This window comes from Pseudomonas sp. HS-18 (assembly GCF_020401845.1).
Taxonomy (GTDB): Bacteria; Pseudomonadota; Gammaproteobacteria; order Pseudomonadales; family Pseudomonadaceae; genus Pseudomonas; species Pseudomonas nitroreducens.
The window spans coordinates 1,478,705-1,494,877 of record NZ_CP084413.1; the positions used below are offsets into that span (position 1 = coordinate 1,478,705).

Annotated in this window: 13 protein-coding genes and 1 riboswitch; of the genes, 5 read left to right on the forward strand and 8 right to left on the reverse strand. The window is 66.7% G+C overall.

Annotated features, from left to right (window positions below; all coding sequences use genetic code 11):
- Positions 1 to 14: 14 nt before the first annotated feature.
- From LDJ84_RS06970 to LDJ84_RS06995, 6 genes are all read right to left on the reverse strand, one after another.
- Positions 15 to 3,809 (reverse strand): 5-oxoprolinase/urea amidolyase family protein, encoded by a 3,795-nt coding sequence (locus LDJ84_RS06970; RefSeq protein WP_226046110.1) that lies wholly within the window; start codon positions 3,807 to 3,809, stop codon positions 15 to 17.
- 183 nt (positions 3,810 to 3,992) lie between these two features.
- On the reverse strand, positions 3,993 to 4,628 hold the full coding sequence (locus LDJ84_RS06975) for an urea amidolyase associated protein UAAP2 (RefSeq protein WP_024767728.1): 636 nt from the start codon (positions 4,626 to 4,628) through the stop codon (positions 3,993 to 3,995).
- A gap of 11 nt (positions 4,629 to 4,639) precedes the next feature.
- On the reverse strand, positions 4,640 to 5,359 hold the full coding sequence (locus tag LDJ84_RS06980; protein WP_084358332.1) for an urea amidolyase associated protein UAAP1: 720 nt from the start codon (positions 5,357 to 5,359) through the stop codon (positions 4,640 to 4,642).
- A gap of 10 nt (positions 5,360 to 5,369) precedes the next feature.
- Positions 5,370 to 6,314 (reverse strand): ABC transporter ATP-binding protein, encoded by a 945-nt coding sequence (locus tag LDJ84_RS06985; RefSeq protein WP_226046111.1) that lies wholly within the window; start codon positions 6,312 to 6,314, stop codon positions 5,370 to 5,372.
- Entirely contained in the window at positions 6,311 to 7,126 is an 816-nt protein-coding gene (locus LDJ84_RS06990) for an ABC transporter permease (RefSeq protein WP_193452746.1), read from the reverse strand. The genes LDJ84_RS06985 and LDJ84_RS06990 overlap by 4 nt, the downstream gene beginning before the upstream one ends.
- A 204-nt stretch (positions 7,127 to 7,330) precedes the next feature.
- A complete protein-coding gene (locus tag LDJ84_RS06995) occupies positions 7,331 to 8,395 on the reverse strand; it encodes a putative urea ABC transporter substrate-binding protein (RefSeq protein WP_037018598.1) in 1,065 nt (354 codons plus the stop codon).
- A gap of 57 nt (positions 8,396 to 8,452) precedes the next feature.
- A riboswitch (guanidine-I (ykkC/yxkD leader) is annotated at positions 8,453 to 8,551 on the reverse strand.
- 259 nt (positions 8,552 to 8,810) lie between these two features.
- On the opposite strand from LDJ84_RS06995, the gene LDJ84_RS07000 reads away from it, so the two are divergent.
- A complete protein-coding gene (locus LDJ84_RS07000) occupies positions 8,811 to 9,068 on the forward strand; it encodes a DUF1145 domain-containing protein (RefSeq protein ID WP_024767733.1) in 258 nt (85 codons plus the stop codon).
- 123 nt (positions 9,069 to 9,191) lie between these two features.
- Positions 9,192 to 9,359 (forward strand): hypothetical protein, encoded by a 168-nt coding sequence (locus tag LDJ84_RS07005; protein ID WP_156356647.1) that lies wholly within the window; start codon positions 9,192 to 9,194, stop codon positions 9,357 to 9,359.
- 68 nt (positions 9,360 to 9,427) lie between these two features.
- Here the strand turns inward: LDJ84_RS07005 and LDJ84_RS07010 are convergent, their stop codons facing one another.
- The gene (locus LDJ84_RS07010; protein ID WP_084358335.1) at positions 9,428 to 10,336 is read right to left on the reverse strand and encodes a LysR family transcriptional regulator; all 909 of its coding nucleotides are present in this window, start codon (positions 10,334 to 10,336) and stop codon (positions 9,428 to 9,430) included.
- 98 nt (positions 10,337 to 10,434) lie between these two features.
- Between LDJ84_RS07010 and LDJ84_RS07015 the strand changes: the two genes are divergently transcribed.
- From LDJ84_RS07015 to lapD, 3 genes are all read left to right on the forward strand, one after another.
- On the forward strand, positions 10,435 to 12,408 hold the full coding sequence (locus LDJ84_RS07015; RefSeq protein WP_065085620.1) for an alkyl/aryl-sulfatase: 1,974 nt from the start codon (positions 10,435 to 10,437) through the stop codon (positions 12,406 to 12,408).
- A 189-nt stretch (positions 12,409 to 12,597) separates the two neighbouring features.
- Complete coding sequence (gene lapG / locus LDJ84_RS07020) at positions 12,598 to 13,278, forward strand: cysteine protease LapG (protein WP_037008283.1); 681 nt, start codon at positions 12,598 to 12,600, stop codon at positions 13,276 to 13,278.
- A gap of 27 nt (positions 13,279 to 13,305) precedes the next feature.
- Positions 13,306 to 15,249, forward strand: coding sequence for a cyclic di-GMP receptor LapD (gene lapD / locus LDJ84_RS07025; RefSeq protein WP_038803270.1), 1,944 nt, complete (start codon positions 13,306 to 13,308; stop codon positions 15,247 to 15,249).
- A gap of 519 nt (positions 15,250 to 15,768) precedes the next feature.
- Here the strand turns inward: lapD and LDJ84_RS07030 are convergent.
- On the reverse strand, positions 15,769 to 16,098 hold the full coding sequence (locus LDJ84_RS07030) for a hypothetical protein (RefSeq protein WP_024767779.1): 330 nt from the start codon (positions 16,096 to 16,098) through the stop codon (positions 15,769 to 15,771).
- Positions 16,099 to 16,173: the final 75 nt, after the last annotated feature.

Sequence of the window (16,173 nt, forward strand, 5' to 3'; positions counted from 1 at the left end):
TCGATAACGTCAGCTCAAGCCTCCTCCATCACCACCACCCGCTGCCCGGCGCGCACCGGCGAGCCGGGCTGCACGCGGACCTCGCGCACCACGCCGTCACGCGGGGCAGTCAGGGGGATTTCCATCTTCATGGATTCGAGGATCACCAGGATGTCGCCGGCCTTCACGCTGGCGCCGGCTTCCACCTGCACCTGCCAGAGGTTGCCGGCGATGTGGCTTTCCACGGCATGCTGGCCGGCGCCGAGCGGGGCTTCGTCGCCGGTGTCGATGGCGGCTTCGTCGCTCTCGAAGTGGGCCTGACCGGAGGCGATCCAGCGTTCGCGCTCGGCATCGAAGGCAGCGCGCTGGTGGCGGCGGAAGGCATCGATGCTGTCGGCTTCCTCGGCGAGGAAGGCCTGGTAGTCGGCCAGGCGCAGTTCGCTTTCTTCGATGCGCAGCGGGTAGCGGCCCAACGGGAAGTCGCGGCGGATGCGTAGCAGTTCGTCCGCCGACACCGGGTAGAAGCGGATCTGGTCGAAGAAGCGCAGCAGCCAGGGCTTGCCGTCGAACGCCGCGACCTCGCGGTAGCGGTTCCACATCTGCAGGGTGCGGCCGACGAACTGGTAGCCGCCGGGGCCTTCCATGCCGTAGACGCACAGATAGGCGCCGCCGATGCCCACGGAGTTTTCCGCGGTCCAGGTGCGCGCCGGGTTGTACTTGGTGGTCACCAGGCGGTGGCGCGGGTCCAGCGGCGTGGCCACCGGTGCGCCGAGGTAGACGTCACCGAGGCCCATCACCAGGTAGCTGGCCTCGAACACGGTGCGGTACACCGCCTCCAGGTCCGGCAGCTCGTTGATGCGGCGGATGAACTCCAGGTTGCTCGGGCACCAGGGCGCGTCCTTGCGCACCGTGGTCATGTATTTCTCGATGGCCAGCTGGCAGGCCGGGTCGTCCCAGGACAGCGGCAGGTGCACGATGCGCGACGGTACCTTGAGGTCCTGCGCGGCGCAGACGGCGTCCCAGAGTCCGGCGACGGTTTCCAGCAGGCTTTGCAGCGGCAGGGTTTCCGGCTGGTAGTGCACCTGCAGCGAGCGGATGCCGGGGGTGAGATCGATCACTCCGGCGAGGTGCTTCGCTTCCAGCGCCTGCATCAATGCGTGACCGCGGAAGCGCAGCACGAGGTCCAGTTCGGGCTGGCCGATTTCCAGCAGCAGGTGGGTGTCGCCGGAGAGGCGGGCGACCAGGCGGGTATCGTCCTGGCCGAGGTCGAGGACGATGGGGGAGGTGAGCGCGATGCTTGGACTGCCCTCACCCCCCGCCCTCTCCCGCAAGCGGGAGAGGGGGCTGTCCGAGCGGTCGATAGGTGCCGTACTTTCCGGCTGCTCCGAATAGCCCCCTCTCCCTCTGGGAGAGGGTTGGGGTGAGGGAAGGCCGTCTGCGCTAGAGGTGAGTTGCATACCGGTAGGAGCGGGCTTGCTCGCGAATGCTTCCTGCTGGTGATCTCGGCGTTTTGCGGGTTCGCGAGCAAACTCGCTCCGACGAAAGGCGGCCAGGTCGCGGGCGGCGGCGATATCCACCGGCAGGAAACGCACCCTGTCCCCCGCCTTGAGCTGCCCAAGCTGCCACAGGTCGGCCTCGATCACCGTCACCGGGCAGACGAAGCCGCCCAGGCTCGGGCCGTCCGGGCCTAGGATCACCGGCATGTCGCCGGTGAAGTCCACCGCGCCGATGGCGTAGGGGTTGTCGTGGATGTTCGACGGGTGCAGGCCGGCCTCGCCGCCGCTCTCGCGCACCCATTCCGGTTTCGGCCCGATCAGCCGTACGCCGGTGCGGCTGGAGTTGAAGTGCACTTCCCAGTCGGTGGCGAAGAAGGTGTCGATGTAGGCCGGGGTGAAGTATTCCGGCGCGCCGTGGGGACCGTAGATCACGCGGATGCTGCGCACGGCCGGGAGGTCGGTGCGCAGTTCCGGCGGCAGGCTGGTGCCGTGGCTGTTGTCGGCCAGCTCTGCCAGGTGCAGCACGTCGCCGGCGCGCAGCGCGCGGCCGCCGTGGCCGCCGAACTGGCCGAGGGTGAAGGTGCTCTTGCTGCCCAGATAATCCGGCACTTGCAGGCCACCACGCAGGCACAGGTAGCTGCGCGCGCCGGCGCCGCCGACCGTGCCGAGGCTGAGCGTGGAGCCGGCGGCGACGAACAGCGACGTGTCCATCGGCTGCTCGACGCCATCCAGGCTGATCGGCAATGTCGCGCCGGTGATGGCCACGACGGCATCGGTATTGAAGCGCAGGGTCGGGCCGCTCATGGTGATTTCCAGCGCAGCGGCGCCTTCGGGGTTGCCCAGCAATTGATTGCCCAGGCGCAGTGCGCGGTCGTCCATCGGCCCGGACGGTGGTACGCCCACGGCCCAGTAGCCGAGGCGGCCGGGGTAGTCCTGCACGCTGGTCTGGGTGCCGGCGCTGATCACTTCGAAGGTCTGCGCGCGGTATTGCAGACCTTCCAGGCAGCGAGTCCAGGGCGAGCCGCTGGCGAAGGGTGCGTCCTTGATGATCTGCCGCAGGTAGTCGCGGTTGCATTCCACGCCGTAGAGCACGCTCTCGGCCAGCGCGCGGTCGAGGCCGGCGCTGGCCTGCTCGCGGGTCGGCGCCCAGGCGATGAGTTTGGCGATCATCGGGTCGAAGTAAGGCGGAATCTCGCAGCCGGCCTCGACCCAGGTGTCGATGCGCAGCGCCTTGCCGTCCGCCGGCGGGAACTGCACGGCGGTGAGCAGGCCGGGGCAGGGCTGGAAATCGCGGCCGGGGTCTTCCGCGTACAACCTTGCCTGGATGGCGTGGCCGGAGGGTTTCAGCGTGGTCGCCAGTTCGGCCAGCGGCGGCAAGTCGCCGGCGGCGAGTTCGATCATCCAGCGCACGAGGTCGACGCCCCAGACCTGTTCAGTGACGCCATGCTCGACTTGCAGGCGGGTGTTCACTTCGAGGAAGTAGAAGCGTTGCGCCTCGCTGTCGTAGACGAACTCCACGGTGCCGGCGCTGCGGTAGCTGACGGCTTTCGCCAACTGGATCGCCGCCGCGCAGAGGGCATCGGCCATGCCAGAGGGCAGGTTGGGCGCCGGGGTTTCCTCCAGCACCTTCTGGTTGCGCCGCTGCACCGAGCAGTCGCGCACGCCGAGGGCGATCACCTCGCCCTGGCCGTCGCCGAACACCTGCACTTCCAGGTGGCGGGCGCGCTGGATGTACTTCTCGATGAACACGCCCGAGTCGCTGAAGTTGTTCTGCCCCAGGCGCTTCACCGCATCGAAGGCATCGCGCAGTTCGTCCGCCGAGCGGCACACGCGCATGCCGATGCCGCCACCGCCGGCGGTGCTTTTCAGCATCACCGGGTAGCCGACTTCTTCACCGGCGAGCAACGCGGCTTCGAGGTCGGGCAGCAGGTCGGTGCCTTCGAGCATTGGCACGCTCTGTTCGCGGGCCAGTGCTCGGGCGGTGTGCTTGAGGCCGAATACGCGCAGTTGCTCCGGCGTCGGGCCGACGAAGGCGATGCCGGCGGCTTCGCAGGCTTCGGCGAAGGCAGCGTTTTCCGAGAGGAAGCCGTAGCCGGGGTGGATCGCCTGGGCGCCGCTGGCGCGGGCGGCGGCGAGGATTTTCTCCACGACCAGATAGGTGCTGGAGGCCGGGCCTTCGCCGAGGCTGATGGCCTGGGCGGCCTGCTGGAGGTGCAGGCTGGCGGCGTCGGCTTCGGAGTACACGGCGACGCCGCCCACGTTCAGTTCATTGAGCGTGCGCAGGATGCGGCAGGCAATGGCGCCGCGGTTGGCGATCAGAAGCTTGTCGAACATGAGGGCATCCCCATGGGGTGGCGGGCCGTCCCGCCATGATTCGGTGTGCGCCACGGTCGTCCGTGGTGCTGGAGTGGTTCTACGGGGCGGATTCGTCCCGGTTCGCGGGCTGGCGCAGCGTCGCGCTGCACTGGGCGCTGCGGCTCTGGCAGAGCGCGAACAGCCACTGGCGCAGGCGCGCGGTCAGTTCCATACCAGCAGCTCCGCCGGCGTCGGGTTCCAGCCGTTGCAGGGGTTGTTGAGCTGTGGGCAGTTGGAGATCAGGACGATGACATCCATGTGTGCGAGCAGCTCGACGTACTTGCCGGCAGCGGAGATGCCGTCCTCGAAGGTCAGGCCGCCTTCGGCGGTGACCGGCACGTTCATGAAGAAGTTGATGTTGTGGCTGATGTCGGCCTTGCTCAGGCGGCCGTCGTGCAGGCTGGCGCGCAGGAAGTTGTCGCGACAGCTGTGCATGTAGCGCTTGTCCAGGGCGTAGCGCACGGTGTTGCTCTCCTGGGCGCAGGCACCGCCGAGGGTGTCGTGGCGGCCGCAGGTGTCGGCGGTGATGCTCAGCATCGGGTTGCCGAGATTAGACCAGAGCACGCTGCCGGCGCTGAGGTAGACCTGCCCCTGTTTGCGCAGGGTGCGCTGTACGTCGTAGCGCTCGCGCGGATTGGCGGCGCTGAAGAACAGGGTGTCCACCGCCTGGTTGCCTTCCAGGTCGAGGATGCGCAGGGTCTGACCGGCCTTGAGTTCGGTGAGGCTGGGTTCGCCGGCCGGGATCAGGGTGCGCGAGACGCAGGCTTCGGGGTGTTTGGCGCTGGGGACGATGGGCATGCTCGCGCTCCTTACAGGTACTGGCGTTCGGTGTTGTGGAAGCCGCGGCCATTCTCCGGGCGGGACGTGCGGCAGAGCACGCTGATGCCGTCGGCGGCGACCTGCTGCCAGGTCAGGCCGATGGGCTTGGGTGCGTACTGCGGGTTCGGGTCCAGGGGGTGTTGCAGGGCGGTTAGCACCACCAGCGTGTCCATCGGTGCGTAGAGCTCGACGTAGTCGCCGGCCTTGGAGTTGCCCTGGGCGAAGCGCAAGCAGCCGTCGGCATCGACGTCCACGCGGCTGAACAGGTTCAGGCACATCAGCAGGTCCTGCAGGCGCATGTCCCACTTGCCCATCTCCACCAGCAGGTTGTCCACGCCGTTGCGGTGGAAGCCGTTGCGCAGTTCCTGGTAGCGCCCCTGGCCGTATTTCTCCTGCACTTCGGCGGCGTTCAGCACGCCGCCGAAGCTGTCGTGCCAGCCGCAGCTGTCGGCGGTGATGGCGGCCAGCACGCGGCCCATGTCCGAGTACAGGCAGTGGCCGGCGGTGAGCTTGGCGGTGTGCTGGCATTTGAGGCTGTCGGGCAGGTTCAGCCGCTCGCTTTTCTCGGCGGCGTTGAACAGCAGCAGGCTGACGTTGCCGCCGCCTTCGATGTCGGTCAGGCGCAGCACCTGGCCGCGCTTGAGGACGAAGGAGGTATGGCCGCCGCCGGGGACGGTTTCTTCGTAGAGGGTGGTGCGCAATTCGTTCATGGCGGGCTCCTTAGTAGGCCGGCGTGATCAGCGGGGCGGCGGCCGTTTCCAGGCGCGCGGCGAGCGGTTCGGGCAGGGCGGCGCGGGCGGCCTTGCGGTCGGCGTTGAGCGGGATGTCGTAGGTGATGCGGGCGCCGTAGGCGGTGGGTGCCTGCGGGTCATGGCGGACCTTGTCGAAGACCAGCAGGCGGGTGCCCAGGCTGAAGCCCTCGGCGAGGTCGTGGGTGACCATGAACACGGTGAGCCGGGTTTCCTGCCACAGCTCCAGCAGCAGGGCGTGCATGTCCTTGCGGATACCAGGGTCGAGCGCGCCGAAGGGTTCGTCGAGCAGCAGCACGCGGGGCTTCATGATCAGCGCCTGGGCAATCGCCAGACGTTGCTGCATGCCGCCGGAGAGAGCGGTCGGATATTGCTGCAGCGCATGGCCGAGACCGACCCGTTCGAGCAGGGCGGCGGCCTGCTCGCGGGCCTCGCGCTTGGCGTTGCCCAGCAGCCGGCCGAGCAGCGGCGAGCGCGGCAGTTCCAGGCCAAGGGCGACGTTGTCGAGCACGGACAGATGCGGGAACACCGAGTAGCGCTGGAACACCACGCCACGGCTCGGGTCGGGCTCGCCCGGCAGCGGTTGGCCTTCGAGCAGCAGCTCGCCACGGCTGGGGCGCTCCTGGCCGAGCAGCAGGCGCAGGAAGGTGGACTTGCCGCAGCCGGAGGCGCCGACCAGGGTGCAGAACTCGCCTTCCTTTACCTCCAGGTTGAGGCGCTCCAGCACTACGTTGCCGGCGTACTCCTGCCAGACGTTCTTCACGTTGATGAAAGGAGTGGCAGCTACTGCGCGTTGCGATTGCTGCGTTGCGCGGTGCTCGCAATCCTCATGGACTACGTTTCCACTCCGGTTGCTGCGCTCCGGGCAACTGGCACTCGCAGCGCTCGCTACGCTGCTTGTCTGTTTATCGCTCATGCCTTGCCTCCTTCGTACCAGGGGAAGGCACGCCGGGTGAGCAGGCGCAGGCCGTAGTCCATCAGCCAGGCCAGCGCAGTGATCCACACCACGTAGGGCAGGATCACGTCCATGGCCAGGTAGCGGCGCACGAGGAAGATGCGGTAGCCCAGGCCGTCGGTAGAGGCGATGGCTTCGGCGGCGATGAGGAACAGCCAGGCCGAGCCGAGCATCAGGCGCAGGGAAATGAGCAGGCGCGGCATCAGTTGCGGCAGCACCACGCGCAGGATCAGCGTCCAGGTGCTGGCGCCCAGGGTCTGCGCCTTGATCAGCAGTTCGCGGGGGATTTCCCTCGCGCGCTGTTCGATGTCACGGGCGATGCAGGGGGCGACGCCGATGACGATCAGCACCACCTTGGACAGCTCGCCGAGGCCGAAGACGATGAACAGCACCGGCAGGATCGCCAGCGGCGGGATCATCGACAGCACGGTGAGCAGCGGCGATAGCGGCGCACCGAACAGCGGCACGCTGCCGGCGGCAATGCCCAGCACCAGGCCGAGCAGGGCGGCGATGCCCAGTCCCATGCCGAGGCGTTGCAGGCTGGCGCCGGTGTCCTGCCAGAACAGCACGTCGCCGGTGCGCTTGTCTTCGCTGAAAGCCAGGCGGTTCACCGCGTCGGCCATCTGCGCGGCGCTGGGCAGCAGCTTGTCGTTGGGGTTCTCCGCCAGCCGCGAGGTGGAGCCCGCGAAGTAGGCGAACAGCAGCAGGGCGAAGGGCAGCAGCACCAGGAACAGACGGCCGCTGCGGTCGGGGGTTCGGTTGATCAGGCGCATGCGTCGTACCTGTTTATTGCGGGCCTTTGGGGCCGTTTACTGCTTTGCGTGAGTTCGTGCCGATGCTTTTCCCTCACCCCAGCCCTCTCCCGGAGGGAGAGGGGGTTGTCCGTGCCGGCGGATGCCAGGGTTTCAACCTGCACCAACCAGTTCCCTCTCCCTCTGGGAGAGGGTTAGGGTGAGGGGCTCTTGCAGGCTCCGGTGTCAGAGCTTTCCCTCAGCCGCCATCTGCACGTAGGTCGGGTCGAAGCGCAGCTTGAGATTCTTCGCGTCGCCGGTGGAAAGCCCGCCGGCGAAGCTCATGCCCACCGCGTCGGCGCTTTTCGCGCCTTCGCCGAGCAGGCCGTGGGCGAAGGAGAAGGCCGCGACCTTGTCCATGGTCGCCGGCAGTTTCGGGCTGGTGGCAAAGGCCAGCGCCTCCTGCGGCGTGGCAAACAGCTTGGTGGTGGCGAGCTGGCTCTGGTAGCCGGCGAGGTCGGTGCCCGAGGCCTTGGCCATGTGTTCCAGCGCGGCGCGGGTGTCGGCGCTGTCGCCCTGCATCAGCGCGACGGTCTCGAACCAGGCGCCGGTCAGGGCCTTGCCCAGCGCCGGGTTGTCCTTCAGGACGGCGCTGTTGACCACCATCATGTCCATGATCTCGCCGGGGATCTGGCTGGAGTTGAACACCTCGGTAGTGCCCGGCTTGGCGCGGGCCTCGGCGAGCATCGGGTTCCAGGTGGTCACGGCCTGCACCTCGTCGGTGTTGAAGGCGGCGGCGATGTCGGCGTCGGAGGTGTTCACCGTCTTCACGTCCTTCTCGCTCAGGCGGGCGCTTTCCAGCGCGCGGGCGAGCAGGTAGTGGGAGACCGAGAGCTCCACGAGGTTGACGTTCTGCCCCTTGAGGTCGGCCAGGGTCTTGCCTTCGCCCTTGAGGACGATGCCGTCGTTGCCGTTGGAGAAGTCGCTGACGATCAGCGCGGTGGAGTCGACGCCGCCGGCGGCGGGAATGGTCAGGGCGTCCATGTTGGTCATGGTGCAGCCGTCGAACTGGCCCGCGGTGTACTGGTTGATCGACTCGATGTAGTCGTTGAGCTGGGTGACCTTGATCTCGATGCCGTACTTCTTCGCCCACTTGTCGACGATGCCGTGGCTGGCCGCGTATTCCCAGGGCATCCAGCCGGCGTAGATGGTCCAGCAGAGGTTGAAGCTGTTCTTCGCGGCGGCGGAGGCTGAGAGGCTGAAGGCGGCGAGGCCGGCAGCGAGCAGGGCGGTCAGAAGGGGCTTGCGCATGGAGCATCTCCAGTCGATTGTCGGGCAGGCAGGAGTCGGGCGGCACGTGTCGCTCTCGTCTCCCGGGCTTTTGTCCCGCCGTGTAACCTCGCTGGAGGTCGATGACTCTCGGACCAGTCACTCGCTTGGCGAGCCGGAACCCTAGTCATCCATTTCAGATTGTGGTGCCGCTGTCCGAGTGCTTCGGATCGTTCCTGCACAGCCGAGCGAGCGGCGTGCCAAGTCGGCGAAAGTGCCGGGGCAGAAGGGCTACGGTGGAGTGGTGGATGTTTTTCGGTGCACGCGAGGGCGTTCGCCTGCCCTCAAATGAAGCGTGGCGCCGCTTCCTGGTGCGCGGGCCAGTCGAAAGGCAGGAGCGTGGCGGGCGTGGCCGGCGGCAGACTGCTGCGACCTTCACCTTGAGGAATCCATCGCCATGTCCGAGTTGCTGAGCTTTGCCAAGGGCGCGCTGACCATGTTCTGGCTCGCTGCCGTGCTCAACCTGATCTATCCGTTCGGCGAGTTGCATCGCCCGCTGCTGTGGCTCTCCGCGATCCTGCTGGTGGTGCATGTGGGCGAGGTGCTGTTGCTGGCGCGTCGGCGTTCGGTCACCGAGAAGGTGCAGGTGCTGCTGTTTGGCGTGCTGCATCTGCAAAGCCGCAAGGTTCGCCGTCTGGAAACTGTAAACGGCTGATTTACCCAAGCTTTACCTTTCGACGCGGCACCGTGTTCTGAGCGGAATGTCTGATCTTGCGAGACCGGAAGAATGTACGCCCCGCATCCCGGCGGGGCGGCCGGCTCGCTTGATGGAGGCGCCATGCGTCGTTTCTTCGCTGCTGTACTGATGATCCTTCCGTTGACCGGCTGCGTGGTCTACGAGCATGACCACGACCGTGGAGGCTGGCGTGATCGCCCGCACTATTATCGCCCTGCGCCGCCACCGCCGGCGTACTACGGTGGCCCCTACCAGGGCTGGCACCGGTGAGTTGCCGGTTCGATCGGAGCGTGGGGCCGATGGCTATCGCTGCGCTCCACGCCCTCCTGCGGAATCACTCATGACGCGGTATTGAATGCCGCGTCTTCCTCCAGCAACAGCTCGACGAACTGGCTGGCCGCCGGCGACAGGCTGCGGCCGGCGTGCCGCACCAGCGCGTAGGCTGAGCCGCGCCCGGCCACTTCGCCATTGGGCCAGGGCAGCACGGCGAGCCTGCCAGCCTGGACGTCGGCGGCGACCACGTCCCAGGTCGCGAGGCAGAGCACGTCGCTGCCCTTCACCAACTCCTTGAGCATCAGCACGTCATCGCATTGCACGCTCAACGGTTGTGCGCGGCCCAGGATGCGCGAGAGTCCCTCGTGGGCGTCGCGGGGCAGGCGCGGCCCCGCCAGCGGATAGCTGAGCACGCTGTCGAGCGAGGGTTGGCCGGCCATCAGCGGATGCCCTGGCCGGCAGAACAGCACGCCGCGGTGCTCGCGCAGCGGCAGAATCTCGAGGCGACTGTCGCCCTCCAGTTCGCGGTAGTCGGCGACGAACAGCTCCAGCTCGTCATCCAGCAGGCGCTGCTGCAATTCGCCCCAGTTTTCGATGGACAGCAGGATCGACACCTTCGGGTGGGCGCTGCTGTAGCGCGCCAGTACCTGGGGCAGCAGTCGCGCGCCGGGGAAGGGGCCGGCGCCCAGGCGCAGCTCGCCGGTTTCCAGGTCCGCCAGTTGCAGCACCGCGTTCTTCAGCGCGCGATCGCCAGCCAGCAGTCGGCGGGCATGCTCCAGTACCAGCCGGCCGTGGGCGGTGAGGGTGACGCCGCGCGGGTTGCGGTCCACCAGCTGGCAGTTCAGCTGGCCCTCCAGCGCCTGGATACTGCGCGACAGGGCGGGTTGGCTAAGATTCACCGCATCGGCGGCACGGGCGAAGTGGCCGTGCTCGGCGAGGGCGACGAAGTGGCGTAGCTGACGGAGATCGCTCATGCGCTTCCTGCATCGATATTGAAATTGGAATGCATTGGAATTATTAGCGCGACGGCCGGCATAGTGCGAGCACAACAACAAATACCGGAGCCTTCCGAATGTCCCGTCTTTCCGCTGCCGTCCTGCTGGCCGGTCTCTGCCCCGGCCTGCTGATCGCCGCCGAGCAGCCCAAACCGCCGACCTCCTTCACCGAAGCCGCCCAGGAACAGGTGCGCCAGTCGCTGCCGTTCAGCGATCGCGCCGACTTCGACCGGGTGGAGAAGGGCCTGATCAAGCGCCCCGACAACCTGGTGATCAAGAACGATGACGGCAGCGTCGCCTGGCAACTGGGCGACTACGACTTCATCAAGGCCGCGAAAGACCTGGGCAGCGTCAACCCCAGCCTGATGCGCCAGGCGCAGCTGAACCTGTCCTACGGGCTGTTCAAGGTCACCGACGGCATCTACCAGGTGCGCGGCTACGACCTGGCCAACACCACCTTCATCGAGGGTAAGACCGGCTGGATCGTCATCGACACCCTGACCACTCCGGCGACCTCCAAGGCTGCCTACGCCCTGGTGAGCCAGGAGCTGGGGCAGAAGCCGATCCGCGCGATCATCTACAGCCATGCCCATGTCGACCACTTCGGCGGGGTGAAGGGCCTGGTCAGCCAGGAGCAGGTGGACAAGGGCGAGGTGCAGATCATCGCGCCCAAGGGCTTCATGGAGGCGGCGATCAAGGAAAACGTCATGGCCGGCAACGCCATGATCCGCCGTGCCACCTACCAGTACGGCACCGTTCTGCCCAAGGGCCCGCAGGGGCAGGTCGACATGGCCATCGGCAAGGGCGTGGCACACGGCCCGCTGAGCATCATCGCGCCGACGAAACTGATCGATGGCGAGCTGCAGGACCTGGAAATCGACGGCGTGCCCTTCACCTTCCAGAACACCCCGGGCACCGAATCGCCGGCGGAAATGAACGTCTGGCTGCCGCAGCAGAAGGCGTTGCTGATGGCCGAGAACGTCACCGCCACCCTGCACAACCTCTATACCCTGCGCGGTGCCGAGACGCGCGACCCGCTGGGGTGGAGCAAGTACATCAACGAGGCGCTGCACCGTTTCGGCGACAAGGCCGAGGTGATGTTCGCCGTGCACAACTGGCCGCGCTGGGGCCACGAGGACATCGTCCGCACGCTGGAGAAGCAGCGTGACATGTACGGCTACCTGAACGACCAGACGCTGCACCTGGCCAACAACGGGGTGACCATCAACCAGATCCACGAGCGCCTGAAGGTGCCGCCGGAGCTGGCCAACGAGTGGTTCAACCGTGGCTACCACGGCAGCGTCAGCCACAACGTGCGTGCGGTGGTGAACAAGTACCTGGGCTACTACGACAGCAACCCGGCGACCCTGAACCCGCTGGCGCCGGAGGATTCGGCGAAGAAATACGTCGAGTTCATGGGCGGTGCCGATCACCTTTTGCAGATGGCCAAGGCCTCGTTCGACAAGGGTGAATACCGCTGGGTGGTGGAGGTGGTGAACAAGCTGGTCTTCGCCGACCCGACCAACCAGGCCGCGCGCAACCTGCAGGCGGACGCCCTGGAGCAGCTCGGCTACCAGGCGGAGAACGCCGGCTGGCGCAACAGCTACCTGGTCGCCGCGCAGGAGCTGCGCAACGGCGTACCGCGGAACCTGCCATCGCTGCGCGTCAGCAATCCCGATGCGCTGGCGGCCATGGATACCGGCCTGCTGTTCGACTACCTCGGCGTGCGGATGAATGCGCAGAAGGCCGAAGGCGAGGACTTCAGCATCAACCTGGTGCTGCCGGACAAGAACGAGCAGTACCTGCTGGAGCTGAAGAACTCGCACCTGAACAACATCAAGGGCGTGCAGAGCGAAAACGCCGGGCAGACAGTCACCATCGACCGCGCCGACCTCAACCGCCTGATGCTCAAGGAGGTTTCGCCGGTGCGCCTGGTGTTCGAGGGCAAGCTCAAGAGCTCGGGCAACCCGCTGTTGCTGGCGAAGTTGTTCGGCCTGCTCGATGACTTCGACTTCTGGTTCGACATCGTGACCCCGCCCGAAAAGAGCTGAACGCGCTCCCCTCTCCGGCGCGGCTGACATCCCTCCAGGCCGCGTCATCCGGTGATGGCACAATGCAGTGATTGCATTGTGCCATTGTTTTTTTCGCGCCCAGTCTGCACCATGCGACCCCTGCGCCTGCAGCTGGTTGCCGGCGCTCGCAGTCGAGTAGTCGCGATCGTGTTCAGCCGTTGTTCGAGGATGTTGCGCCGTTGCTGGCCAGGGTCGTTGGCCCTGGTGCTGGCCGCATCGTTCGTCCTGGCGGGCGCACAGCAGGTCGAGTGGGATTTCAAGCTGATCAGCGAGCAGTCCGCGCGCCTATACGGTCCGCTGGGCGATGGCCAGGTGCGTATCGATGCCTGGCAGAAAATGCTCGCGGAGCAGTCCACTGCTGCAGAACGCGACCAGCTGCAGGCGGTCAATCGCTTCTTCAACGACCAGCTGCGCTTTACCGACGACCTCAGCCTCTGGCACGAGGTGGACTACTGGGCCACGCCGGTCGAGGCGCTGCTCAAGGGCGCCGGCGATTGCGAGGACTTCGCCATCGCCAAGTACATCAGCCTGCGACATCTGGGCGTGCCGGCGCAGAAGCTGCGCATTACCTACGTCAAGGCATTGCGTTTGAACCAGGCGCATATGGTGCTGACTTACTACCCGAGGCCCGATGCCGTGCCACTGGTGCTGGACAACCTGATCGGCAGCATCCTGCCGGCCAGCCAGCGCAGCGACCTGCAGCCGGTGTACGCCTTCAACGGCGAGGGCCTGTGGCTCGCCGGCAGCGGCGCGGGTGGCGGCAAGCAGGTGGGCGACAGCAAGCGGCTGTCGCGCTGGCAGGACCTGTTGAAGAAGATGAAGGCCGAAGGATTCCCTTCGAACGAATAGCTCCTCTGGGGGGAGCCTGGAGACACGATGTCCCTGTTCAAACAGTTGTTGATCGCCATCTGCCTGTTCCTGGTGGTCGCTTTCAGCGGCAGCTTCATGGTCAGCCTGGAAAGCTCGCGCGAGCAGTACGGCAACCAGCTGCGCTCCCACGCCCAGGACGCGGCCACCGCGCTGGGCCTGTCGCTGACGCCGAACATCGACGACCCGGCGATGGTCGAGCTGATGGTCAGCTCGATCTTCGACAGTGGCTACTTCGAGAGTATCCGTGTGATCGACCTGGCCTCCGGCAAGGTCATGGTCGAGCGTACCGGGGTGCCCGACGCGGTGGCGGCCAAGGTGCCGCAGTGGTTCATTTCTCTGATCGACCTGCACTCGGCCGGCGGCGATGCCATCGTCAGCCGCGGCTGGACCCAGGCAGCACGGGTCGAGGTGCTCAGCCACCCGATGTTCGCCATCGCCAAGCTCTGGCAGAGCGCCCTGGGCAGCCTGCTCTGGCTGGTACTGTGCGGCATCGCCAGCGCCGTGCTCGGCGCCATCCTGCTGCGCCGCCAGCTGAAGCCGCTGGACTACATGGTGGAGCAGTCGCACGCCATCGCCCGCCGCGAGTTCCTCAGCCTGCCGGAGCTGCCGCGCACTCCTGAACTGCGCCGTGTGGTGCAGGCGATGAACCAGATGGTGGAGAAGCTCAAGGCGCTGTTCCAGGAACAGGCCCAGCGCAGCGAACGCCTGCGCGACGAGGCCTACCAGGACAGCCTGACCGGGCTGGGCAATCGGCGCTTCTTCGACATGCAACTGCACAACCGACTGAGCGCCGAGGATCAGGTCAGCAGCGGCGTGCTGCTGGTGCTGCGGGTCAACGACCTCGCCGGACTCAACCAGCGCCTGGGCGGCCAGCGTGTCGACCAGTTGCTCAAGGCCGTGGCGGACCAGCTGCGCCTGGCCGGGCAGGGCCTGGGTGCCGGCCTGACCCTGGCGCGCAGCCGCGGCGGCGAGTTCGTCATGCTGGCGCCAGGGCTGATGCCCGAGGACGCACCGGCGCTGGCGATGCGCCTGGAAGGCATGCTGGCCGCGCTGGTCTCCACCGGCGCCAGCGATGTGAGCCCGGTGGCGTGCCTAGGGCTGGTGCCTTTCGTTTCCGGCGAATCGGCGCAGGCATTGTTGCAGCGCGCCGATGAGGCGCTGGTGCAGGCCGAACGACAGAACGACAGCTGCTGGGCCTTCCTCCAGGGCGGGGCGAAACCGGTCGCGGAGGAGCGCCACACCTGGCACCAGTTGCTGGACGAAGCGCTGGTGCACAAGCGCTTCCAGCTGCATTTCCAGGCGGTGGTGTCCTGCGCCGATCCGCAGGTCGTGCTGCACTACAAGGTGCTCTCGCGCCTGCCGGACGGGCAGGGCGGCAGCATCGCCGCCGGGCGCTTCCTGCCCTGGCTGGACCGCTTCGGCTGGACCGCGCGGCTGGACCTGCTGATGCTCGAAAGCGTGCTGGCCGACATGGCCAGGCACAATCGCCCGCTGGCGCTGAACCTGTCCGCCGCGTTGCTGCGTGACGAGTGGGCGACCACCCGGGTATTCGACCTACTGAAGCAGCATCCGCAGTTCGCCGGGCGCCTGACCCTGGAGCTGGAGGAAGACCAGTTGCCGGCACAAGCGGTGCTGGAGGTGCTGACCCGTCGCCTTGGCGAGCTGGGTTATCGCCTGAGCCTGCAGCACTTCGGTGGGCGCTTCAGCATGATCGGCAACCTGGCTCGTCTGGGCCTGGCTTATCTCAAGGTGGACGGCAGCCACATCCGCCACATCGACCAGGAGAACGACAAGCGCCTGTTCATCGAGGCGATGCAGCGGGCCGCGCACAGCATCGACCTGCCGCTGATCGCCGAGCGCGTGGAGACGGCCGGGGAATTCCGGGTGTTGAAAGAGATGGGGATTCAGGGCGTGCAGGGGCAGTTGTTCGGTGGGCCGGCGCCCTGGTGATCGACGGCGGGGCGGGGGGCTTTTCGTAGGAGCGGACTTTGTCCGCGATGCTGTTGCCCGAGCTTCGTTGTTTCTGCGCCGCTTCGGCGTACGCGTGGACTTTCTGTTTCGCCCCCTCGGGCGACCTCCTTTGGCAAACGACGGATGGCCGCCCCACCCAAAGGAGGCAAAGGTCTTGCCCCTCCATCCGGTTTTTCGCTTAGGCGAAAAATACCCTCGTTGAACCGAAGTTTCAGGGGCACGCCACGACGGGCCATCCCTGGCCCATCGTGGCTCTCGCGACATCCATGTCGCTCAACCCCTGAAACTGCGCTTCAACGAGGCCTCCTGAAAGGGGCAGTCCGGAGTGCGCTGATGTTTCTCTGGAAGTCTCTTGAGAGCTAAATCCCAAGTGCGGGGCATGCTTTTCATGTAGGAGCGAGCTTGCTCGCGAACCTGGCCTCGCAGCGGAGCTTGTTCGCGAGCAAGCTCGCTCCTACAGGGGATGCCGCGGGGCCGTCGCGCAAAGGAAAACGGGGCTCAGATCAGCCCCGTTTCCTCGTCGTCGTTGATCAGCCGCGTCAGCCCGCCCAGGGCTTCCCGCGCCTGGGTCCGGTTGAGCAGTTTCGAGCGCGCCGCCGGCGGCAGGTCGGTGATGCGGATCACGCCCTTGGTGATCAGCACCGAGATCAGGTCTTCCAGTACCCGGATCATGTCCAGATCGCTCTGCTTGAGCTGCAGCAGGCTGCTTTCGGCCGCCCAGGCCTGGATGTCCGGATGGTCCGCCGGCAGCGTGCCGGTGGCGCCTTCGAATTCGGCGTCCTCGACGCGCGCCACTTTTCCCTCGGCGTTGCGCTGGATGTACAGCATCGACCCGTCCCCATTTATCGTGATGTGAAGGAGCGACAGCGGAACCACCCCGAAGGGTGGCCCCGCTGTCGCCGT

Excerpts from the sequence above, each read along its gene's own strand:
- LDJ84_RS07005 (WP_156356647.1), top strand. The coding sequence starts at position 9,192 with ATGCGTCGTTTCTTCGCTGCTGTACTGATGATCCTTCCGTTGACCGGC.
- LDJ84_RS06970 (WP_226046110.1), bottom strand. The coding sequence starts at position 3,809 with ATGTTCGACAAGCTTCTGATCGCCAACCGCGGCGCCATTGCCTGCCGC.
- lapD (WP_038803270.1), top strand. The coding sequence starts at position 13,306 with ATGTCCCTGTTCAAACAGTTGTTGATCGCCATCTGCCTGTTCCTGGTG.
- LDJ84_RS06995 (WP_037018598.1), bottom strand. The coding sequence starts at position 8,395 with ATGCGCAAGCCCCTTCTGACCGCCCTGCTCGCTGCCGGCCTCGCCGCC.
- LDJ84_RS07015 (WP_065085620.1), top strand. The coding sequence starts at position 10,435 with ATGTCCCGTCTTTCCGCTGCCGTCCTGCTGGCCGGTCTCTGCCCCGGC.
- LDJ84_RS06985 (WP_226046111.1), bottom strand. The coding sequence starts at position 6,314 with ATGAGCGATAAACAGACAAGCAGCGTAGCGAGCGCTGCGAGTGCCAGT.
- LDJ84_RS06975 (WP_024767728.1), bottom strand. The coding sequence starts at position 4,628 with ATGCCCATCGTCCCCAGCGCCAAACACCCCGAAGCCTGCGTCTCGCGC.
- LDJ84_RS06980 (WP_084358332.1), bottom strand. The coding sequence starts at position 5,359 with ATGAACGAATTGCGCACCACCCTCTACGAAGAAACCGTCCCCGGCGGC.
- LDJ84_RS06990 (WP_193452746.1), bottom strand. The coding sequence starts at position 7,126 with ATGCGCCTGATCAACCGAACCCCCGACCGCAGCGGCCGTCTGTTCCTG.
- LDJ84_RS07030 (WP_024767779.1), bottom strand. The coding sequence starts at position 16,098 with ATGCTGTACATCCAGCGCAACGCCGAGGGAAAAGTGGCGCGCGTCGAG.
- lapG (WP_037008283.1), top strand. The coding sequence starts at position 12,598 with ATGTTGCGCCGTTGCTGGCCAGGGTCGTTGGCCCTGGTGCTGGCCGCA.
- LDJ84_RS07010 (WP_084358335.1), bottom strand. The coding sequence starts at position 10,336 with ATGAGCGATCTCCGTCAGCTACGCCACTTCGTCGCCCTCGCCGAGCAC.
- LDJ84_RS07000 (WP_024767733.1), top strand. The coding sequence starts at position 8,811 with ATGTCCGAGTTGCTGAGCTTTGCCAAGGGCGCGCTGACCATGTTCTGG.